The 16,755-nt window shown below is 51.9% G+C and carries 15 protein-coding genes; 8 read left to right on the plus strand and 7 right to left on the minus strand.

Annotated features, from left to right (window positions below; all coding sequences use genetic code 11):
* Positions 1 to 175: 175 nt before the first annotated feature.
* From V7676_RS07330 to exbB, 7 genes are all read right to left on the minus strand, one after another.
* Positions 176 to 502 carry a PepSY domain-containing protein gene (locus V7676_RS07330; protein ID WP_335659036.1) on the minus strand — a complete coding sequence of 109 codons (327 nt, stop codon included), beginning with the start codon at positions 500 to 502 and terminating at the stop codon, positions 176 to 178.
* Positions 499 to 1,089 (minus strand): ferric reductase-like transmembrane domain-containing protein, encoded by a 591-nt coding sequence (locus V7676_RS07335; protein ID WP_335659037.1) that lies wholly within the window; start codon positions 1,087 to 1,089, stop codon positions 499 to 501. Before V7676_RS07335 ends, V7676_RS07330 begins: the two co-directional genes overlap by 4 nt.
* Entirely contained in the window at positions 1,086 to 1,769 is a 684-nt protein-coding gene (locus V7676_RS07340) for a Fe2+-dependent dioxygenase (RefSeq protein ID WP_335659038.1), read from the minus strand. Before V7676_RS07340 ends, V7676_RS07335 begins: the two co-directional genes overlap by 4 nt.
* Before the next feature lie 62 nt (positions 1,770 to 1,831).
* Positions 1,832 to 4,198 carry a TonB-dependent receptor gene (locus tag V7676_RS07345; RefSeq protein WP_335659039.1) on the minus strand — a complete coding sequence of 789 codons (2,367 nt, stop codon included), beginning with the start codon at positions 4,196 to 4,198 and terminating at the stop codon, positions 1,832 to 1,834.
* A gap of 16 nt (positions 4,199 to 4,214) precedes the next feature.
* Complete coding sequence (locus V7676_RS07350; protein ID WP_335659040.1) at positions 4,215 to 4,964, minus strand: energy transducer TonB; 750 nt, start codon at positions 4,962 to 4,964, stop codon at positions 4,215 to 4,217.
* Positions 4,961 to 5,386: a TonB system transport protein ExbD gene (exbD, locus tag V7676_RS07355; protein ID WP_335659041.1), complete on the minus strand. Its 426-nt coding sequence runs from the start codon at positions 5,384 to 5,386 to the stop codon at positions 4,961 to 4,963. The genes V7676_RS07350 and exbD overlap by 4 nt, the downstream gene beginning before the upstream one ends.
* A gap of 4 nt (positions 5,387 to 5,390) precedes the next feature.
* Positions 5,391 to 6,164 (minus strand): tonB-system energizer ExbB, encoded by a 774-nt coding sequence (gene exbB, locus V7676_RS07360; RefSeq protein WP_335659042.1) that lies wholly within the window; start codon positions 6,162 to 6,164, stop codon positions 5,391 to 5,393.
* Between the two features lie 249 nt (positions 6,165 to 6,413).
* On the opposite strand from exbB, the gene V7676_RS07365 reads away from it, so the two are divergent.
* The 8 genes from V7676_RS07365 to V7676_RS07400 all read left to right on the plus strand — a co-directional run bounded on the left by V7676_RS07365 (position 6,414) and on the right by V7676_RS07400 (position 16,749).
* A complete protein-coding gene (locus tag V7676_RS07365; RefSeq protein WP_335659043.1) occupies positions 6,414 to 7,694 on the plus strand; it encodes a serine hydrolase domain-containing protein in 1,281 nt (426 codons plus the stop codon).
* Positions 7,695 to 7,873: 179 nt separating this feature from the next.
* Positions 7,874 to 9,094 (plus strand): efflux RND transporter periplasmic adaptor subunit, encoded by a 1,221-nt coding sequence (locus V7676_RS07370; protein WP_335659044.1) that lies wholly within the window; start codon positions 7,874 to 7,876, stop codon positions 9,092 to 9,094.
* A gap of 3 nt (positions 9,095 to 9,097) precedes the next feature.
* Positions 9,098 to 12,274 (plus strand): efflux RND transporter permease subunit, encoded by a 3,177-nt coding sequence (locus tag V7676_RS07375; RefSeq protein ID WP_335659045.1) that lies wholly within the window; start codon positions 9,098 to 9,100, stop codon positions 12,272 to 12,274.
* Complete coding sequence (locus V7676_RS07380; protein WP_335659046.1) at positions 12,271 to 13,728, plus strand: TolC family protein; 1,458 nt, start codon at positions 12,271 to 12,273, stop codon at positions 13,726 to 13,728. The genes V7676_RS07375 and V7676_RS07380 overlap by 4 nt, the downstream gene beginning before the upstream one ends.
* Positions 13,729 to 14,016: 288 nt before the next feature.
* Positions 14,017 to 15,195: a Yip1 family protein gene (locus tag V7676_RS07385; RefSeq protein ID WP_335659047.1), complete on the plus strand. Its 1,179-nt coding sequence runs from the start codon at positions 14,017 to 14,019 to the stop codon at positions 15,193 to 15,195.
* 129 nt (positions 15,196 to 15,324) lie between these two features.
* Complete coding sequence (locus tag V7676_RS07390; RefSeq protein WP_335659048.1) at positions 15,325 to 15,789, plus strand: hypothetical protein; 465 nt, start codon at positions 15,325 to 15,327, stop codon at positions 15,787 to 15,789.
* Between the two features lie 37 nt (positions 15,790 to 15,826).
* Positions 15,827 to 16,246 (plus strand): hypothetical protein, encoded by a 420-nt coding sequence (locus V7676_RS07395; RefSeq protein WP_335659049.1) that lies wholly within the window; start codon positions 15,827 to 15,829, stop codon positions 16,244 to 16,246.
* 362 nt (positions 16,247 to 16,608) lie between these two features.
* Positions 16,609 to 16,749 (plus strand): hypothetical protein, encoded by a 141-nt coding sequence (locus V7676_RS07400; protein WP_335659050.1) that lies wholly within the window; start codon positions 16,609 to 16,611, stop codon positions 16,747 to 16,749.
* Positions 16,750 to 16,755: the final 6 nt, after the last annotated feature.

Raw genomic sequence — 16,755 nt, forward strand, 5'->3', positions numbered from 1 at the left:
TAGCCATGTGGCGCGAGGTCTGCGCATTCATCCCAGAATTTTTACAAAAAGTCACCCCAAAAGAGTGGCGCGCTGGCCGGTTGAGACCCAAAAAACCAAAAGGCGCGTAACCCGAAGTATTCGGCATAGAGTTCGCAGGAGATGATATGGCCCAAAATCCGGCGCTAAAATTACCTCAATTGGAGAAACCCGGTGCGCGATAGATTTCGCTTCCGCGCCGATAAACGACCAGTTTTTTGAGCGTGACAGGGTGAAAAAATGCCTCAATCGCTTGTCCGCTTTCGGTACGGGCATAGACTTCATAACAATCGCCTTCGACCTGTACTTTGAGCAATTCCCAGCCTTCCATCCAAGCTTGCTTTTTCAACTTCGCGATGGGCTTCCAATTCTTGGTTGGGCCTGCGTTACATTTTATGTCGCCATCTGCATAAGCGGGTTGCGCTACCATTAGCGTAGCCAACGCGGCGGCAGCGGCCACATATTTCCGAGAATTTTTTTTCATGTCATACTCCGTTGCATTTTATGTCGCCGTCTGCGGCTCAGATTGCGCAAAATCCAAGCGACGATAAGGGGGGACAGATGAACTATTGCTGGCCGCCAGTCCCAATCGAGTAAAATCCAGTGAACCAACCCGATAATTAGCGCTAAATATACGAGGCGTTGCACCTTCTTCCAGTTCTTCCCGAGCCTCCGCATAGCAAGGTTAAAACTTATTGCAGCGGGCGGGATCATAAGAGCGAGCGCGAGCCATCCCGTCCAAATACTGGCTATGCCCAATTCATCGAGCATCGCTGCTACGCTGTTCATATCGATCACGTAAAAAACCAGATGGAGCAATGCATATGCAAATGCCGCGACGCCCAGATTGCGTCGGATCGCTAGCCACGCCCGAAAAAAACGGTTGAGACTAAAAAATTCAGACAAAGGTCCGGGCAGCATTGCGAGGATCATCAAGCGGACCGACATTTCCCCGCTGGGGTGCAGCAAATCCATTGTCAAAACTTTGCCTTGCGAGAACGACCAGAGCATGAGGATAGCGGGGATGGACAGAATGGTCCACAACAGCGCCTTCACCGCATAACGGCTCATACCGTGGCCCAGCGCCGTAGCAGATTGTGATAGACATGAATTAAGCGGTCAATATCGGGATCATCATGGGGCCGGTCAGGGGTAAGCGCCTGTATCGACTGGTCCAGATCAAAGAGCATTTCCCGCGCAGATGCGTCTGCAACCGCACTTTGCATCCAGGTAATCGCGCAAATGCGCTTGCCGTGCGTGACCGGCGTTACCTGATGCAGGCTGGACGAGGGATATAGGACCATATCTCCGGCTGCCAATTTGACCGGCTGCGCCCCATAATGTTCCTCTATCACCAGTTCCCCGCCGTCATATTCATCCGGATCGGAAAGAAATATAGTTGCAGAGAGATCGCTGCGGATTGTCATATCCGCTTCGGGAAGGCGCATCAAAGCGGCGTCGCTATGCGTGCCATAATGGCCGCCATTTTGATAAAGATTAAAAATAGGCGGCCAGATTTTCTCGGCTAAAGAAGCAGAGATAAATAGGGGATCATTTCCCAATTTGCGCAAAATAATATTGCCCAGTTCGATAGCAACGGCATTCTGCCGACTAAGCTGCAAATTCTGCTTCACCTTGACCGAGCGGGTGCCTGCTGAATCCGCACCGTCAGCCCATTCGGCAGATTCAAGCTTTTGTCTGAAATTCAGAACCTGTTCGTCATCTAAAATATTTTCGATGATGGTAAGCATGGGATCAGCCGTTGGTTAAGTTAGCAAAAGGGAGCGACGAATCGCCGCTCCCTTTGTTCGTATCAGAAACGTCCGGTCAGCGTTAGCGTCGCGCGGCGTTCATCACCTTTGTACAGGAAGTGACCGCTGCGATAACCGGCGAGATAATAATCCTCGTTGGTTACGTTGGTCAGGTTGACCCGTGCAGCAAGATGCTCGTTCACTTTGTAACTCGCAAAGGCATCAAAGGTCCAATAATCCGGAACGCGGTAAGTGTAGACTTCCAGCGTCGAATTATAACCGGCAGCATCGTCTGGTTGGCCAGTGAACATCTTTCCTTTATAAGTGGCGGTACCACCAAAGGCGAATGCCTCTGTCGCTTGATAGCGTAGCTGAGCAGAGGCCTGTGTATTAGAGAAGTTGCTCAATCGGCGACCGATTTTGGAAGCATCGTTAGAATCTCTGATTTCCGAATCCATGAAGGTAACCGATGCCTGACCGGAAAGTTTCGGCGTAATATTGCCAACCAGACCAAGCTCGATACCACGAACGCGGTTTTCGCCAGTATTCAGGCTGCCACCAGCGGTATAGTCATCACCAGCCGATTCAAAAACATCGCTCTTGGTGATCTGGAAGGCAGCTGCGGTGAGCAAGAGCCGGTCGTCAAACAAATCGGCTTTCATACCAAATTCATAGCTGGTCGAGCTTTCTGGTCGTCCGTCCCCGATACCTGTGCCCTCATCAACACAGATACCGCCATAGCCGCAATTGCCACCCAGATCAGATTCGCCGCCGTTTACATTCTTGGCAGAACCCCAGTTGAAATAGACATAGACTTCTTCCATCGGTTTGACACCAATACCGGCATGGCCATTCCACAAGGTATCTTTATAGCGATAGTTATCTATCGAACCGCGGCTATCCACTGTGTTGCTGTAATCGAACGCATCGACGCGAATACCGCCGTGAACAGAAAGCCAAGGGTTGATGTCGACCGTATCCATCAAATAGACGGACATCGTTTCAACCTTCCAATTGCTATCGATCCCACCATCAGTAATATCACGTTGTAGAATATTATGAACATCATCTACGTTCAGATTACGATTTTCATCGGTAATGCAATATCCCGGGCGTAGGCCGCCTCTGCCCGCTGTGATACAATTGGTCGCACCATTGGCCGTAAAGTTATAGGTGCCGTTCGCGACTTTCAAATTCGAATATTCCACACCCGCAACAATGCTGTGGCCAATTGACCCGGTGTTAAACTCACCAAAGATATTGAACTGATTGACGAAATATTCAACATCCTGATTACCTTGATGGTCGCTGAGCGTCAGCGGGGCATAATCATCTGTCGCAGGTTGATAAGCGCCGCCACGCAGGCCGGTTACAACATAGCCGTTTGAAGTTTTGCCATAACGCGTTGAGTTGACAATCGAGAAACCGTCAAATGGTGTGATGAAGATTCGTCCGGTAAATGTATCCACTTCCGAATCCAGGAAATCTTCCGATTGGGCATAGTTGAATGACTGATTCCAGGGACCGTGAACAGTCACGTCGTCTGGTCCGGTGCCGGTTGGAGCCGGAACATAGCTACCCAAGTCCGGAGTATCATTGGCGTTCAGGTGATAATAATCGAGCAAGACGCGGAATGTGTCATTCAAACGGAAGCTACCGGAAATTGCCGCGCCATAACGTTCACGGTCGGAGAAGTTGCGGTTAGGCACTTCCTCATTGCTGTAAAGCAGGTTTGCGCGAAGCGCGATGTCGTCGCTGAGCGCCCAGTTGCTATCAAGCGTAACGCGGTAGAGATTGTCGGTACCAATACCTGCATCAATACGGTTGAAATTATAGTCGGTACTTGCCTGTTTGGTGATCGAATTTACCGCACCGCCAGTGGAGCCGCGGCCAGCAAAGGACGAGCTTGGCCCTTTGGTAATTTCAATCTGTTCAACCGCAAAGGTTTCACGCGTTGTCATACCGGGATCACGCAGGCCGTCGACAAAAACATCGCTGCGCGCTTCATGGCCGCGGATGATATAACGGTCGCCGAATGCGTTACCGTTTTCGCCTGTCCCGACGGTCACGCCAGGTTGGTTATCCAGCAGATCGCGCAGATCGGTCGCGCCTTGTTCTTCTATCTGCGTTTCTGTGAGGACGGTGATTGTTGCCGGGGTTTCCGACAATGGTTTTACACGCCGCAGGTCGCCAGAGATGCGGGCCTTATAAGGCGCGCCTTTCTGCGTATAGGGATTAACGTCAGCGGCAGTATCTTCGATCTGCAATATTTCCAGTTCTACTTCGTCAGGCTCTGCATCTTGTGCATATGCCGGTGCAGTGGAAAGTGCGGTGGTCAGACCCAATGCAAAAACCGCGCTGCGTTTACCAAAGCTGGAGGCGCGCAGGCTGGCTGGTCTTTGCATTTGAGGCGTATTTTTTTTCATCATGAAATTTCCTTCTTTTTCAATGAGTTCTAAGAGAATAATCAATGGGTAGCGAGATCGTTACTTTGTCTTGCTCCATGGATGGGGGCATGGCCGGCAAAGGCGCGACGCGTTGCATCAGCGCCAAAGTGGCTTGGTCAAGAATGGCGTGTCCGCTGGATCCGGTGATGGACACGTTTGAAATATTGCCAGTGCGATCGACCGTGAACCGGACTTTGACGATGCCTTGTTCGCGGGCTTTGCGCGCTTCGGTCGGATATTTTTTCCGCTGGTTCAGGTGCGAACTCACCATTGCGTAATAGTTTGCCTTTTCCTTTTTCGCTTTGGCGCTGTTACCGGCACTATTACTGGGCGCTGTTCTGGACGAAGCAGTCGCAGGTGCTTCTGTCCGTGTGGGCGCTGGCGCTGCAATCGGGGGGCTATTGGTCGAGGCGTCCGCCATTACCGGGGTAGGCACACGTTTTGATTCTGGCGGCAATATGATCGCCTCTTTGGGCAGCGGCGCACGCACGGGCGGCACATCAAAGGGCAAGGGTTGTGATGGCGGGAGGACATCCGGCCGCGATGCAGGGACGGGCTCGGACATGGCTTCGCTCGCCGCCGCCGCGGGGGGAAGCTCTATGAGGACAACCGGCTCCGGTACTGGCGGGACGTGGGGTGCCTTCCAAGCTATGGCCGCGACGCCCAATAAGGCATGGGCTGCCACAGCAACCGCTCCGGCCGACATCCAGCGCCGCTTTTCATCAGATTTGAGCAAGGCCGCAGTCACTTTGACGTACCGGATTCCGCGCCAACAAGCGCAACATGTAAATAACCGGCAGAACGTAGCGAATTCATCGCGCCCATAATGGTGTCATAGGTAATAGTTTTGTCGGCCCGCAAAAAGATGCGCTGCTCTCTGTCGGATTGGGTGGCTGCTTCGATCGCGGAGCCTAAACCGGCTTGCGATACAGGGGTTTCGTTTACAAGAATATTACCATCAGCCTGAATGGATAGAAAAACAGGTTTTTCAGGTTTGGGCGCGGCTGCTGCGGTGGAAACCGGAAGGTCCACCTTCACATCCACCGTCGCTAGCGGCGCCGCCACCATGAAAATGATTAGCAATACCAACATCACATCGATGAAGGGCGTAACGTTAATTTCATGATTAACGGGCAGATCATCACTATTGTCGGAAAGCCGGATCGACATATTATCAATCCTTTTCGATCTTCACAGTGCCGCGGCTGAGATCCCGCGACACCAGCCGCAAAATGGCTGCCGCTGTATCGGAAACAAGCGCGCGATAAGCTGAAATCTGCCGCGAAAAATGGTTATACATGACGACAGCGGGAATGGCTGCGACGAGGCCCAGTGCCGTGGCAAGCAACGCCTCTGCGATGCCGGGGGCCACAACGGCGAGATTGGTCGTCTGTTTCTCCGCGATACCGATGAAACTGTTCATGATACCCCAAACCGTTCCGAACAGCCCGACAAAGGGAGCCGTTGCGCCGATGGTTGCTAATATATTGATACCGCGCGTCATTTTGCGCGACAGAGCGGCTTCATATCTTTCAAAGCGGGAAACGATGCGTTCTTTGATACCGTCGCCATCATGCAGGGCATCGGCAGAAAGCGTGAGTTCGGCAGAAGCCTCTTTCACCAGCGCAGTTTTCGCCAGAACCGGGTCGTTTCCAGCATCTTCCAGAGAACGAATCTTGACGACCTCATCATGGATGATCCGTTCAGCTGCCATTGTTTTGTGCAGCTCTGAAATCTTGGCAATGAATATCGTCCAACTGACCAGCGAGGCGATGATCAGACCGATGATGACTATCTTTACAATCCAGTCAGCCTGCGCGAACATCCCAGCCACACTTAATTCGACCGGAATAGTCGCTACGGCAGGGGCAGCGACGGCGCCCGCCGACGTCAGCAATGCCGCGACAGCCACGGATTGTAATGCACGCCAAACATGTTTTTTAACCACTTTTGCCCCCTTAATAGCAGCTTATGCGAATCATTCGCATCGCAGGGAGGTCTGTTACAGCCATTCTATGCTAATGCAAGTGATTCACATTATTATATAGATGTTGTAGTGGAGGTGCAACATCGGCGCCACAATCACTCTTGCCTTGTCTGTCTGGATTGCTCTACGTTGCCCTTCTGTCAGTCCAGATGGACCGCTTTAACCGCCGGGCTTTGACTTAATGTATGGGCGCCAACATGGGGCAGGTTAATGGGAAAATTTTTGGTACCGTTGTTCGGGCTGGCGGCCTTATCGCTCGTCGGCTGGAATGGTTATCGCGCATTGGTTCAGGAACAGCCCGGACTTCCGCTGGCTGAAAGTGCGGAAGCCGTGGTTCAGGAGCGGTTGCCAACGGAGCCCGGTGACTGGCACGGTAAGATTAATTATATGATCCTTGATGAGCATATGGCAGCGCTCGCCGCACGTCCGGAAATGGCCGGGCTGGCCGTTGCAATCATCGAGGATGATGAAATTCGCTTTGTGCACACCTATGGCGTGACCGATAAAAGCACCGGCGAACAGGTAGTGCCGCAGACGGTTTTCCGCTGGGCTTCGGTATCGAAGGGCGCCGCGGGCTCGCTCGCGGCAAAATTGTCAAAAGAAGGCAAGCTTAATCTCGACGCCACGTTGAACCATTGGAAAACCTCACTGGTGCTTCCCGGAGATGCTATGTCACGAATTACGCTGGCGCAGCTTTTATCGCACCAGACTGGTCTCACCAAAAATGCTTATGATCGCAAACTGGAGGACGGAGAAAGCCCCGGCCTGCTGCGCGCCCAGCTAGGAACTGCGCCGCTGCAATGCGTGCCTGGTACCTGCCATAGCTATCAGAATATTGCTTTTGATGCGGCCAGCGAGATTTTGGGGCAGGCCGCTGGTAGTTTATATGCCGCTGCTGTTGAAAAGCAATTATTTGAACCGCTTGGTATGAAGAGTGCGCAATTTGGCATGGTGGGCCTCACCGGCGCGGATAGCTGGGCGCGACCACACCGCGGTGATGAAGTGCGCACCCTATCGGAATCCTATTGGCGTCTGCCGGCGGCGGCTGGTGTTAGCAGCAATATCGTAGATATGGCACGCTGGCTTCGAGCGCAGATGGGCGCGAATAAAGACGTTCTGTCGGGTGAGATGCTGGCACTCGTTCATGCTCCGTTGATCAAAACCAAGCGGGTGTATAGCGGTGATCTCGCCCGCGCTCTGGTGGAGCCAAGCTATGGCCTTGGTTGGCGCAATTTTACCTATAATGGTCGGCGATTAATCGGACATAGCGGTGCGGTGGATGGTTATCGTGCGACGATTATATTTGATCCCGCAGCCCGCACCGGAGTGGTCGCAATGTGGAACAGCGATTGGGGAGTACCATTTCGGATACCATTTGCCGCGCTTGACAGCTATTATGGGCAGTCGGCAAAAAAGCCAGCCGCAAAAGACTGGCTCGACCTGTCCGATCTACCGCCTCCCAAACCCGTAAAGCCATCATTGCACAACTAATCGTTGGTCCAATAAGTGCGCATCCGCTTGGACAAAGTGTCCGTAGGCCGATGATTTTGGCATTAAATATTTTTCTACGGAGAACAAATAATATCTATGTTGCATTGCAGCATGAACAAAGTTAGCTAATGTCAAACAAAATTCCCAAGATCACATAATAACCCATTGGATCCTCCCCCATGATTCCTACAAACCCCGATAAGCTTATCAGGTCTATTAAAGCCATGCTGGGGCTTATGTCGTTATTTCTCGCAGTCGGCTGCGGGGAAACAGCGCCTCCGGCTCCGCCGCTCAAAGGTGTTTCGGTGGCTGTGCCGTTACAGCGCGAGATTGTTGATTGGGATGAATTTATCGGTCGTTTTGAAGCGATGCAAGACGTTGAAATTATGCCGCGTGTGTCCGGCACGATTGAGCGTATTACGTTTCGTGAAGGCCTGGAGGTCAAAAAGGGGCAGGTGCTGTTCGTGATTGACCAGCGGAGTTTCCGCAATGCGGTTGCAGAGGCACAGGCGCAGATCACGCAAAACGAAGCGACCGTGTCCAATGCCCGCACAGAAATGGACCGTGCCCGCGAATTGCTCGGCTTCGAAGCTGTAAGCAAAGAAGAATATGAGCAGAAACAGGCCGCCTATCGTAGTGCAGCGGCGCAGCGTGCCGGAGCGGTCGCGCGGCTAAATGAAGCAAAATTGCAACTTTCCTATACGACCGTTCGTTCACCGATCACTGGGCGAATTTCGGACAAACGGGTGGCATTGGGCGATACTGTAATCGCAGGGCAAACGCTTTTAACCCGTGTCGGGACAGTGAACCCGATATATTTTAGCTTTGATGGTGCAGAAAGCTTTTATCTGAAATATATTCGGCAAGATCAAAGGGGTGAGCGGCGCTCTTCGCGCTATGCGCACAACCCCGTTGAAATTCAGCTGGCAGATGACAGCGGCTACAAGTGGCGAGGGCGCATGACCTTTGTCGATAATGCCATTGATCCGGAATCAGGGACCATTCGCGCTCATGCGGAAGTTTCAAATCCGGATGGCTTTCTAGTGCCAGGAATGTTCGGGCGTGCTCGTTTGCTCGGTTCAGGCACTTACAAAGCGCTGCTGGTTCCCGACGAGTCCATTATCACTGACCAGACACGCAAGCTGCTTTATGTGATTGGTAAGGATGGCAAAGTCGCTCAGCGCATTGTAGAGACTGGGCCGCTGGTCGAAGGTTTACGGGTTATTCGTGAAGGGATAGCACCGACCGAAAAAATAATATTGGACGGGTTGAGCGGATTGCGGCCAGGTACGGCGGTAAAAGCGAAGTTGACCCAATTAAAGCCGAGGTCTGGAAATACTGCGCCTGTATCCATTCCCGTCAAAGCGCCGTCGCCCACTGATGCCGCTCCGGCGAGATAATATATGAAATTTTCCCATTTTTTTATTGATCGCCCGATATTCGCCGCCGTACTTTCGATCCTGATCGTTATATTCGGGATTGTAGCTTATCCGTCCTTGCCGGTCGCACAATATCCGGAAATCGCACCGCCGACGGTAGTTGTTAGCGCTAGTTTCCCCGGTGCCACCGCGGAGACCCTATCCGAAACGGTTGCCGCTCCGCTGGAAGAGTCCATCAACGGTGTTGAGGATATGATTTACATGTCCTCATCTTCAACGGGTGACGGCAATCTCTCTATTACGGTTACTTTTGCGCAAGGGGTAGACGTGGATCAAGCGCAAGTTCTGGTCCAGAACAGGGTTTCTACCGCAGAGCCGAGATTGCCGACCGAGGTCCGGCAAATTGGTGTTACCGTGCGCAAAAATTCACCGGATATTCTGCTAGTCTCAACCTTTTTTTCCAGCGATGGTTCGCTGTCACAGCAATATGTTGCCAACTATGTGAAGTTGCAAGTCATTGACCGTCTCTTGCGTATCCCCGGCATAGGCGGCGTCCGGCAACTTGGCGGGCGTGATTATAACATGCGGGTTTGGATCGATCCCGACCGGGCTTCCGAACGCAATTTGACCGTGGATGAAATTACCAGTTCGATCCGTGCGCAAAATGCACAGGTTTCGGCTGGGTCGATAGGTCAACCGCCATTTAACGAAGGCGGCACCGCATTTCAGTTGAGCATCCAGACAGAAGGCCGGCTTACCTCTCCGGAGCAATTTGGTGCGATTGTTGTCAAGCGTGATGACCAGGGGCGGCTTACACGGCTAAGCGATGTCGCGCGGATTGAATTGGGAGCGCAGGATTATAGCATCAACGCCTATCTGAAAGGCAAACCTACGGTTGCGATAGGGATAACGCAGTTACCCGGCTCCAACGCCTTAACAACGGCCGAGGCGGTAAAGGCTGAATTGGATGAGGCGTCCAAAAGCTTTCCGCCGGGAATGGCCTATGAAATTCCGTATAACCCGACGGAATATATCGAGGCGTCGATAGAGGCGGTGCAGGATACATTGATCGAGGCGATAATATTGGTCGCAATTGTCGTGCTCGTTTTTTTACAGAGCTGGCGCGCAGCAATTATTCCCATTATCGCAATTCCGGTATCGCTGGTCGGGTCATTTGCGATGCTCGCTGCCTTCGGTTTTTCTCTGAACAATCTATCATTATTCGGCATGGTATTGGCTATCGGCATCGTCGTTGACGATGCGATTGTGGTCGTCGAAAATATCGAACGGTTGATGCACGAACAGGGTTTGAGTCCTCTAGAAGCGGCGCATGAAACCATGCATGAAGTGTCGGGAGCTCTCATTGCCATTGCTTTGGTACTGGCCGGTGTTTTCATCCCGACCGCCTTTATTCCGGGACTTTCCGGCCAATTTTACCAGCAATTTGCGCTGACCATCGTAAGCGCGACAGTTATTTCTGCTTTCGTATCTCTAACGCTGTCTCCCGCGATTGCCGCGCTTCTATTGAAACCTAAAGAGGAAGCCGAACCGCAGGACGGATGGCGTGGTATGCCATCGCGCTTCGCTCGAGGCTTTAACAGCGGATTTGACAAATTGTCAGAACGTTATGGCAGGCTCACAGCGCGTGCAGTGCGCATGTTGCTTATGGTCTCTATTATTTATGCGGTGCTTATTGGTCTGACAGCGTGGCGGTTTTCAGAAACGCCAACTGGATTTATCCCGGCACAGGATCAGGGCTATCTGATTGGTATTGTGCAAATGCCGCCCGGCGCGTCTTTGCAACGCACGGACGAGGTCGTACTGGAAGCGCAGAAAATGGTGCTAGATAACAAAGCGGTCAAGGCAACTGTCGCGTTCGCAGGGCTTGATGGAGCAACGTTCACCATCGCGCCCAATGCTGCGACCATGTTCATTCCGTTGAAGCCACATAGTGACAGGGCAGATGCCAATACCGTTGCCAATGAATTACGCGGTGCGTTGTCGTCTATCACGGCAGGTAATATTCTCGTCATTCCGCCTCCGCCCGTTCGAGGAATTGGTACCGGAGGTGGCTGGAAAATGATTATCGAAGATCGCAGCGGCGCGGGATTAGGCGCGCTCCAAGATGTGAGCATGAAGATGATGATGGCGGCTAATCAGGAAAAAGGCCTGACTTCTGTCTTTACAACGTTCAACACCAATACTCCCCGTCTATTTGCCGATATTGACCGTGAGCGGGCGGAACAGCTTGGTGTCCCGGTTGAGAATATATTCTCGACATTGGGCACCTATCTTGGTTCGACGTTTATCAACGACTTTAATTATCTTGGGCGCACATTCCGCGTGACCGCGCAGGCTGACGCGGCTCACCGCGACCAAGTTAGTGACGTTGGCAGGTTGAAAACACGCTCTGCTACCGGTAAAATGGTACCGCTCGATGCGATCATGACGCTTAAGAATGATAGCGGCGCTTACCGCGTGGTGCGTTATAATCTTTATCCTTCGGCAGAGCTTCAGGGGGATACGGTCAGTGGTTTTTCCAGCGGACAATCGCTTGTAACAATGGAAAATCTAGCTGCAGAAATCATGCCGCAGGGTTTTAGCTATGAATGGACAGAACTGGCTTACCAGCAGAAGCAGGCGGGCAATACAGCATCGCTGATTTTCGGGTTGGCCGTAATTTTCATATTCCTGCTATTGGCGGCGCAATATGAAAGCCTCGTCCTGCCGCTTGCCGTCATTATGATCGTCCCGATGTGTCTATTGGCGGCCATCTTAGGGGTGAATTTGATGGGAATGGATAATAATATCCTTACCCAGATCGGTCTGGTTGTTTTAATCGGTCTTGCTGCCAAAAATGCTATCCTGATCGTTGAATTCGCAAAGCAAAATGAAGAGGCGGGGATGGAATTGCTGGAGGCAGCTCGCCATGCTGCGGCACAGCGCTTGCGTCCGATTTTAATGACGTCCTTTGCATTTATCTTGGGCGTGTTGCCGTTGGTTATTGGTTCCGGGCCCGGATCGGAAATGCGGCAAGCTTTGGGTGTGGCAGTATTTTTCGGTATGATCGGCGTGACAATATTCGGTCTATTGTTCACTCCTAGTTTTTACGTCATTGCGCGTAAGCTGGGTGACAGAATTCGCCGCACAAAAGTAGAAGCTGGCCATCCGATGGAAATCGCTGCGGAGTCCGACCAATGATAAAAAAACTAGGTGTAGCGCTTTCCGTTATCGGGCTTTCTGCCTGTACAGTCGGACCGGATTACCGCCCGCCGGCAGCATTGCCGGATGGCTCTACGACGCTAATCGAAACCGACGCTAACTCCAATATTGTCATGGCTGAATTGCCTGCAAAATGGTGGCAGCTATTTGCGGATCCCACGCTCGACAGGTTGGTCGAAAAGGCACTGCGCAACAACACTGATTTGCGCATCGCAGCGGCCAATTTGCAAAGATCGCGCGCATTGCTTGCGGAAGCCGGGGCAGGGCGTTTGCCGGTGACGACCGCCAGCGCGTCTGGCGTCCGGCAGCGGACAACGAGCAGTTCGAGTGCTTCCGGTTCTCCAACAGGCGGGACCAGTCCGGTCACGCTGGACTATTTTTCGGTCGGGTTTGACGCATCTTATGAAGTCGACCTGTTTGGCGGCGTGAGCCGGTCAATTGAGGCCGCAAATGCTGATTCACAGGCAGCACAAGCGACGCTTGATGCTGCGCGTGTCTCGGTGGCGGCCGAGACAGCGCGTGCATATACGCTGGTCTGTTCGTTCGCCGTTCAAGCGCAGGTTGCCACAGATACCACCCAGTTGCAGCAAAAAACACTGGATCTGACGGAGCGTCTTTTATCGGGCGGACGTGCCAATCGCCGCGATGTCGACCGCGCGATTCTATTGTTGGAACAAACGCGCGCGCAAGTGCCGGAATTTGAAGCGGAACGCCGCGCGGCTTTATATGCGCTGGCTGTATTAACCGGTGATCCTCCCGCCAATGCCGATGCTGAAGCGGCTGCTTGCGGCGAGTTGCCAGAAATCGAAGCCGCCATTCCGGTCGGCAACGGACGCGATTTATTGGCCCGACGTCCTGATGTTCGTCAGGCCGAACGTCAACTGGCGGCAGATGTCGCCCGCATAGGTGTCGCCACAGCGCAGCTATATCCCTCCATCTCTTTGCTTGGCGGCGTATCTCTGGGTGCGACCGGCATCGGTGATGTGCCTAAAGGTGATTCCTTTGGCTATTCCATCGGGCCGCTTATCAGCTGGAATTTCCCGTTCAATAACGCGGCCCGGTCAAAGGTAAAACAATCCGAAGCTGTTGCTGACGGATCATTGGCGCAGTTCGATAAAACCATTTTGAATGCGCTTCAGGAAACCGAACAAGCATTGGCGCGCCTGACCGGGGCTATCGGGCGCGAACGCTCTCTCGACAAGGCTGTATCGGCAAGCGAAAGCGCGGCCCATATCTCCCGTTTGCGCTATGATTATGGGGCAGATAGCTTGTTCCAGTTGCTTGATTCTGAAAAAGAAAGAGCGCAATCGCGGGCTGCTGCTGCCGCCGCCGGAGCTAATCGTCTGGCTGCGCAAATCAGTCTGTTCAAAGCGCTTGGTGGTGGCTGGCAAAATTCGCCGCCCGTGAATGAAATACAAGTTGGGCGCGATTAAACATCGTTTCTAAATGTCGGGTTTCCACCGCTATTTTACCGATTCTATGTATAGAACATCTAATACCCAGTTACGATGACTTATCGTACTGGGTGCATCATGTCGCATATGCGTATGAGCAAGACTGAAAATGTGATTTGATCGTTCCCTATGAGCGTATGGAGATCGCTATCGGTATTGGCTGTTTTATCCAATACGGCCTCGAAATTATTTTATACATCGGGTGCGGGTCTTAGAATTATTTTGCGTTTTTATAGGTAATTACGCAATATTCGGGGAGAATACGAGATGAATGAGCAGCAGACAGGGGCAGCCTTACTACAACGGACCAAGTCGATTTTATTGAACCCCCGTGAGGAATGGCCGGTTATTGAAGGTGAACTGGCAAGCATCGGGACTATTTATAAATCCCATGTTCTTCCGCTGGCTGCAATCGGGCCGGTTTCCGCATTTATTCACGCGGTCGTTTTTGGCACTAGCTTTCTGGGAATTACGCACCGCCCGTCTTTTCTTTCTGCCCTGTCGTCTGCCGTGGTCAGTTATATATTCACACTGATTGGCGTTTTCCTGATGGCATTGGTGATTGATTTTCTAGCGCCTCGCTTTGGCGGAACTGCAAATCGCAACAACGCCTTTAAATTGGCAGCCTATAGCGCGACAGCGGCATGGGTCGCCGGGATTTTTCAGCTTATTCCCGGTCTAAGCATGCTTACCATCCTTGGTCTTTATGGGCTCTATTTGATCTATCTGGGCATTCCCGTGATGATGAAAGCCCCAGAAGACAAGGCGATTATTTACACGGTGGCAGTGGTCGTGGTCGGCGCGATAGCGGGGATGATTTTCAGTCTGGTGCTTGCGCCGCTCATGCTATTTTCCAGCGCTGTACCGGACGTTAGTGACGGTAATTTGTCCGGCACCGTCAGCGTTCCTGGTATGGGATCGTTAGATTTAGGCAAGCTGGAAGACGCGGGCAAAAAAATGGCCGCCGCCAATGAAAGAGCGCAAAGCGGAAGAGCAACCGCAGTGCCTGCCAAACAACTCGCCACAATGCTGCCGAGTGCATTGCCGGGCGGGCTTGTGCAGTCGAATTTGAAAACCAGCGGAACCTCCATTGGCGGCGTCGGGGCATCAAGCGCCTCGGCAAGCTATGGTGAAGGCGAATATGTAATCGACTTGACGATCACTGATTTGGGTGTTGCAGGAAGCCTTGCCTCTTTGGGAAATGCATTAAACATTGAATCTGAGAGCCAGAATGGCAGCGTTATAGAGAAGACCGGAAAAATAGATGGTCGACTGGCAAACATTCGCTTTGACAGTGCAAGCAAAGATGGTCGCTATGGAATGATTGTGGGCGATCGTTTCAATGTTGAGGCAGATGGCCATGCCAATTCTATCGAAGCGCTGCGCGCCGCACTGGATAGGATCGATATCGCCGCTTTAGAGGCAATTAGCAAATCTGGCGACTAAATGTTGTAAGGTCTTCAGAGGCTTTTGCCCGGCTTTAAAGGCAACCATGATTTTACTAAAAGAAATGATGAACGCCTGCCATGTTGTCCATTAAACTTGGTTTTTGAATCTACGAGACGGAGAGAATAGATGCACAAGTGTAATGTAGCTTTCATGGGATTGGCGGCGATATCCATGGTGTCCGCATGCAGCGATAATGGTTCTCAGTCCGAGCCAGTTGCGAGTGATGTGACGAAACAGGCGTCGTCTAATGCACCCGATTCACCGCCAGCATTTTTATCCAAGGATATGGATTGGGTGCCTAAAGACATATGGCTGCCCGTTGATTTCAAACCGACGCAGAGCCAGAAAATCTCTCCGGTAGCGGAGACTTATGTGCTGCGGGGTGAAACCGATATGAATGCTGCCGAGCTGGAAACGAGCTTTAGCGAACATATGGTTGCGGCAGGATATGAGCCGTTTGGCTCGGATAAGCCGAAGCCGGGCAAGCCGATGTTTCGCGGCAACGGTCATGGAATGATCGTGGTTACGATCACCGACAAAGGCCCTATGCGCGAACTGACCGTCGGTGTTGAAAACGCATCCGGCACATAAGTTTTCAATTATAACTTTAAATCATCAGGAAATAGACATGAAATTCCGCGCTCTGATATTATTGCCCTTGTTCCTTTCTGCCTGCGGTCAAGCAGATGGCGAAGGATCAACTTCGGCAACGGTAACTTCTGATGCGGCGCAGGTTGCCGGGGTGGCACCCGCCTTTCTGGAAGGGCAATGGTGCTATTCCCACTTTACCGCAGGAGAAGAAAAATCCGTCGAAATGATCAACTATATTTTCTCGAAAGACGGAACATTATTATATCAGACTAACCCGTCAACCGAGATAGATGAGACGGGAAGCTACGTCATTAAGGGCGACGAAATAAAAATCAAACCTGCGCTTGCTGCCTTTAACACGCAATTTGAACGCATGGCTGCCGACCAATTTGTTCTAAAAATGGCTTATGGCCAGATGTATTGGTATCGCGGTGCATGCAAATCATCGGAAACGTAAATATGTGAAGGGCGTTCGATTTCTGCGATTTACTTGTAATTGAATCGTGGGGCCGCCTTATATTAGCCTTGATCCATCCCTATATCTATATCACGTCGTTGCGGGTTTTTGACCGTAATTCTGTCTGACGGTGTCTCTTCCCGATCAAAATTCGTTTGATTGGCGTTCCTGAGGCAGGAAAAGCAATCGCTATGTCCGGAGCCTCGACAGACCGGTGTGAGCGATGCGAAAGGCCTGCCGCATCTGCTTTATGGAGTTGCCGTGTGATCATCTGAGGATAGATGACATCTCTTGGGCACCTCTTTTCATCCCTATTCCGTACGACCGATGTGATGCAGGCTTACCCTACAAAGGCATTAAATATGGCGAAATCACAAAAGAAATCCAACCGTGAAGTCCGCAAACCAAAAGCGGAAAAAGTAAAGAAAAATGCGTCAAATCCATCTGAAAAATCCGGCGTTGTTCGCGGGCTGGAGCATATGAAAACCGGTCGCGGAAAATAGCAGAAT

This window comes from Parasphingorhabdus sp. (assembly GCF_036963805.1).
GTDB lineage: Bacteria > Pseudomonadota > Alphaproteobacteria > Sphingomonadales > Sphingomonadaceae > Parasphingorhabdus.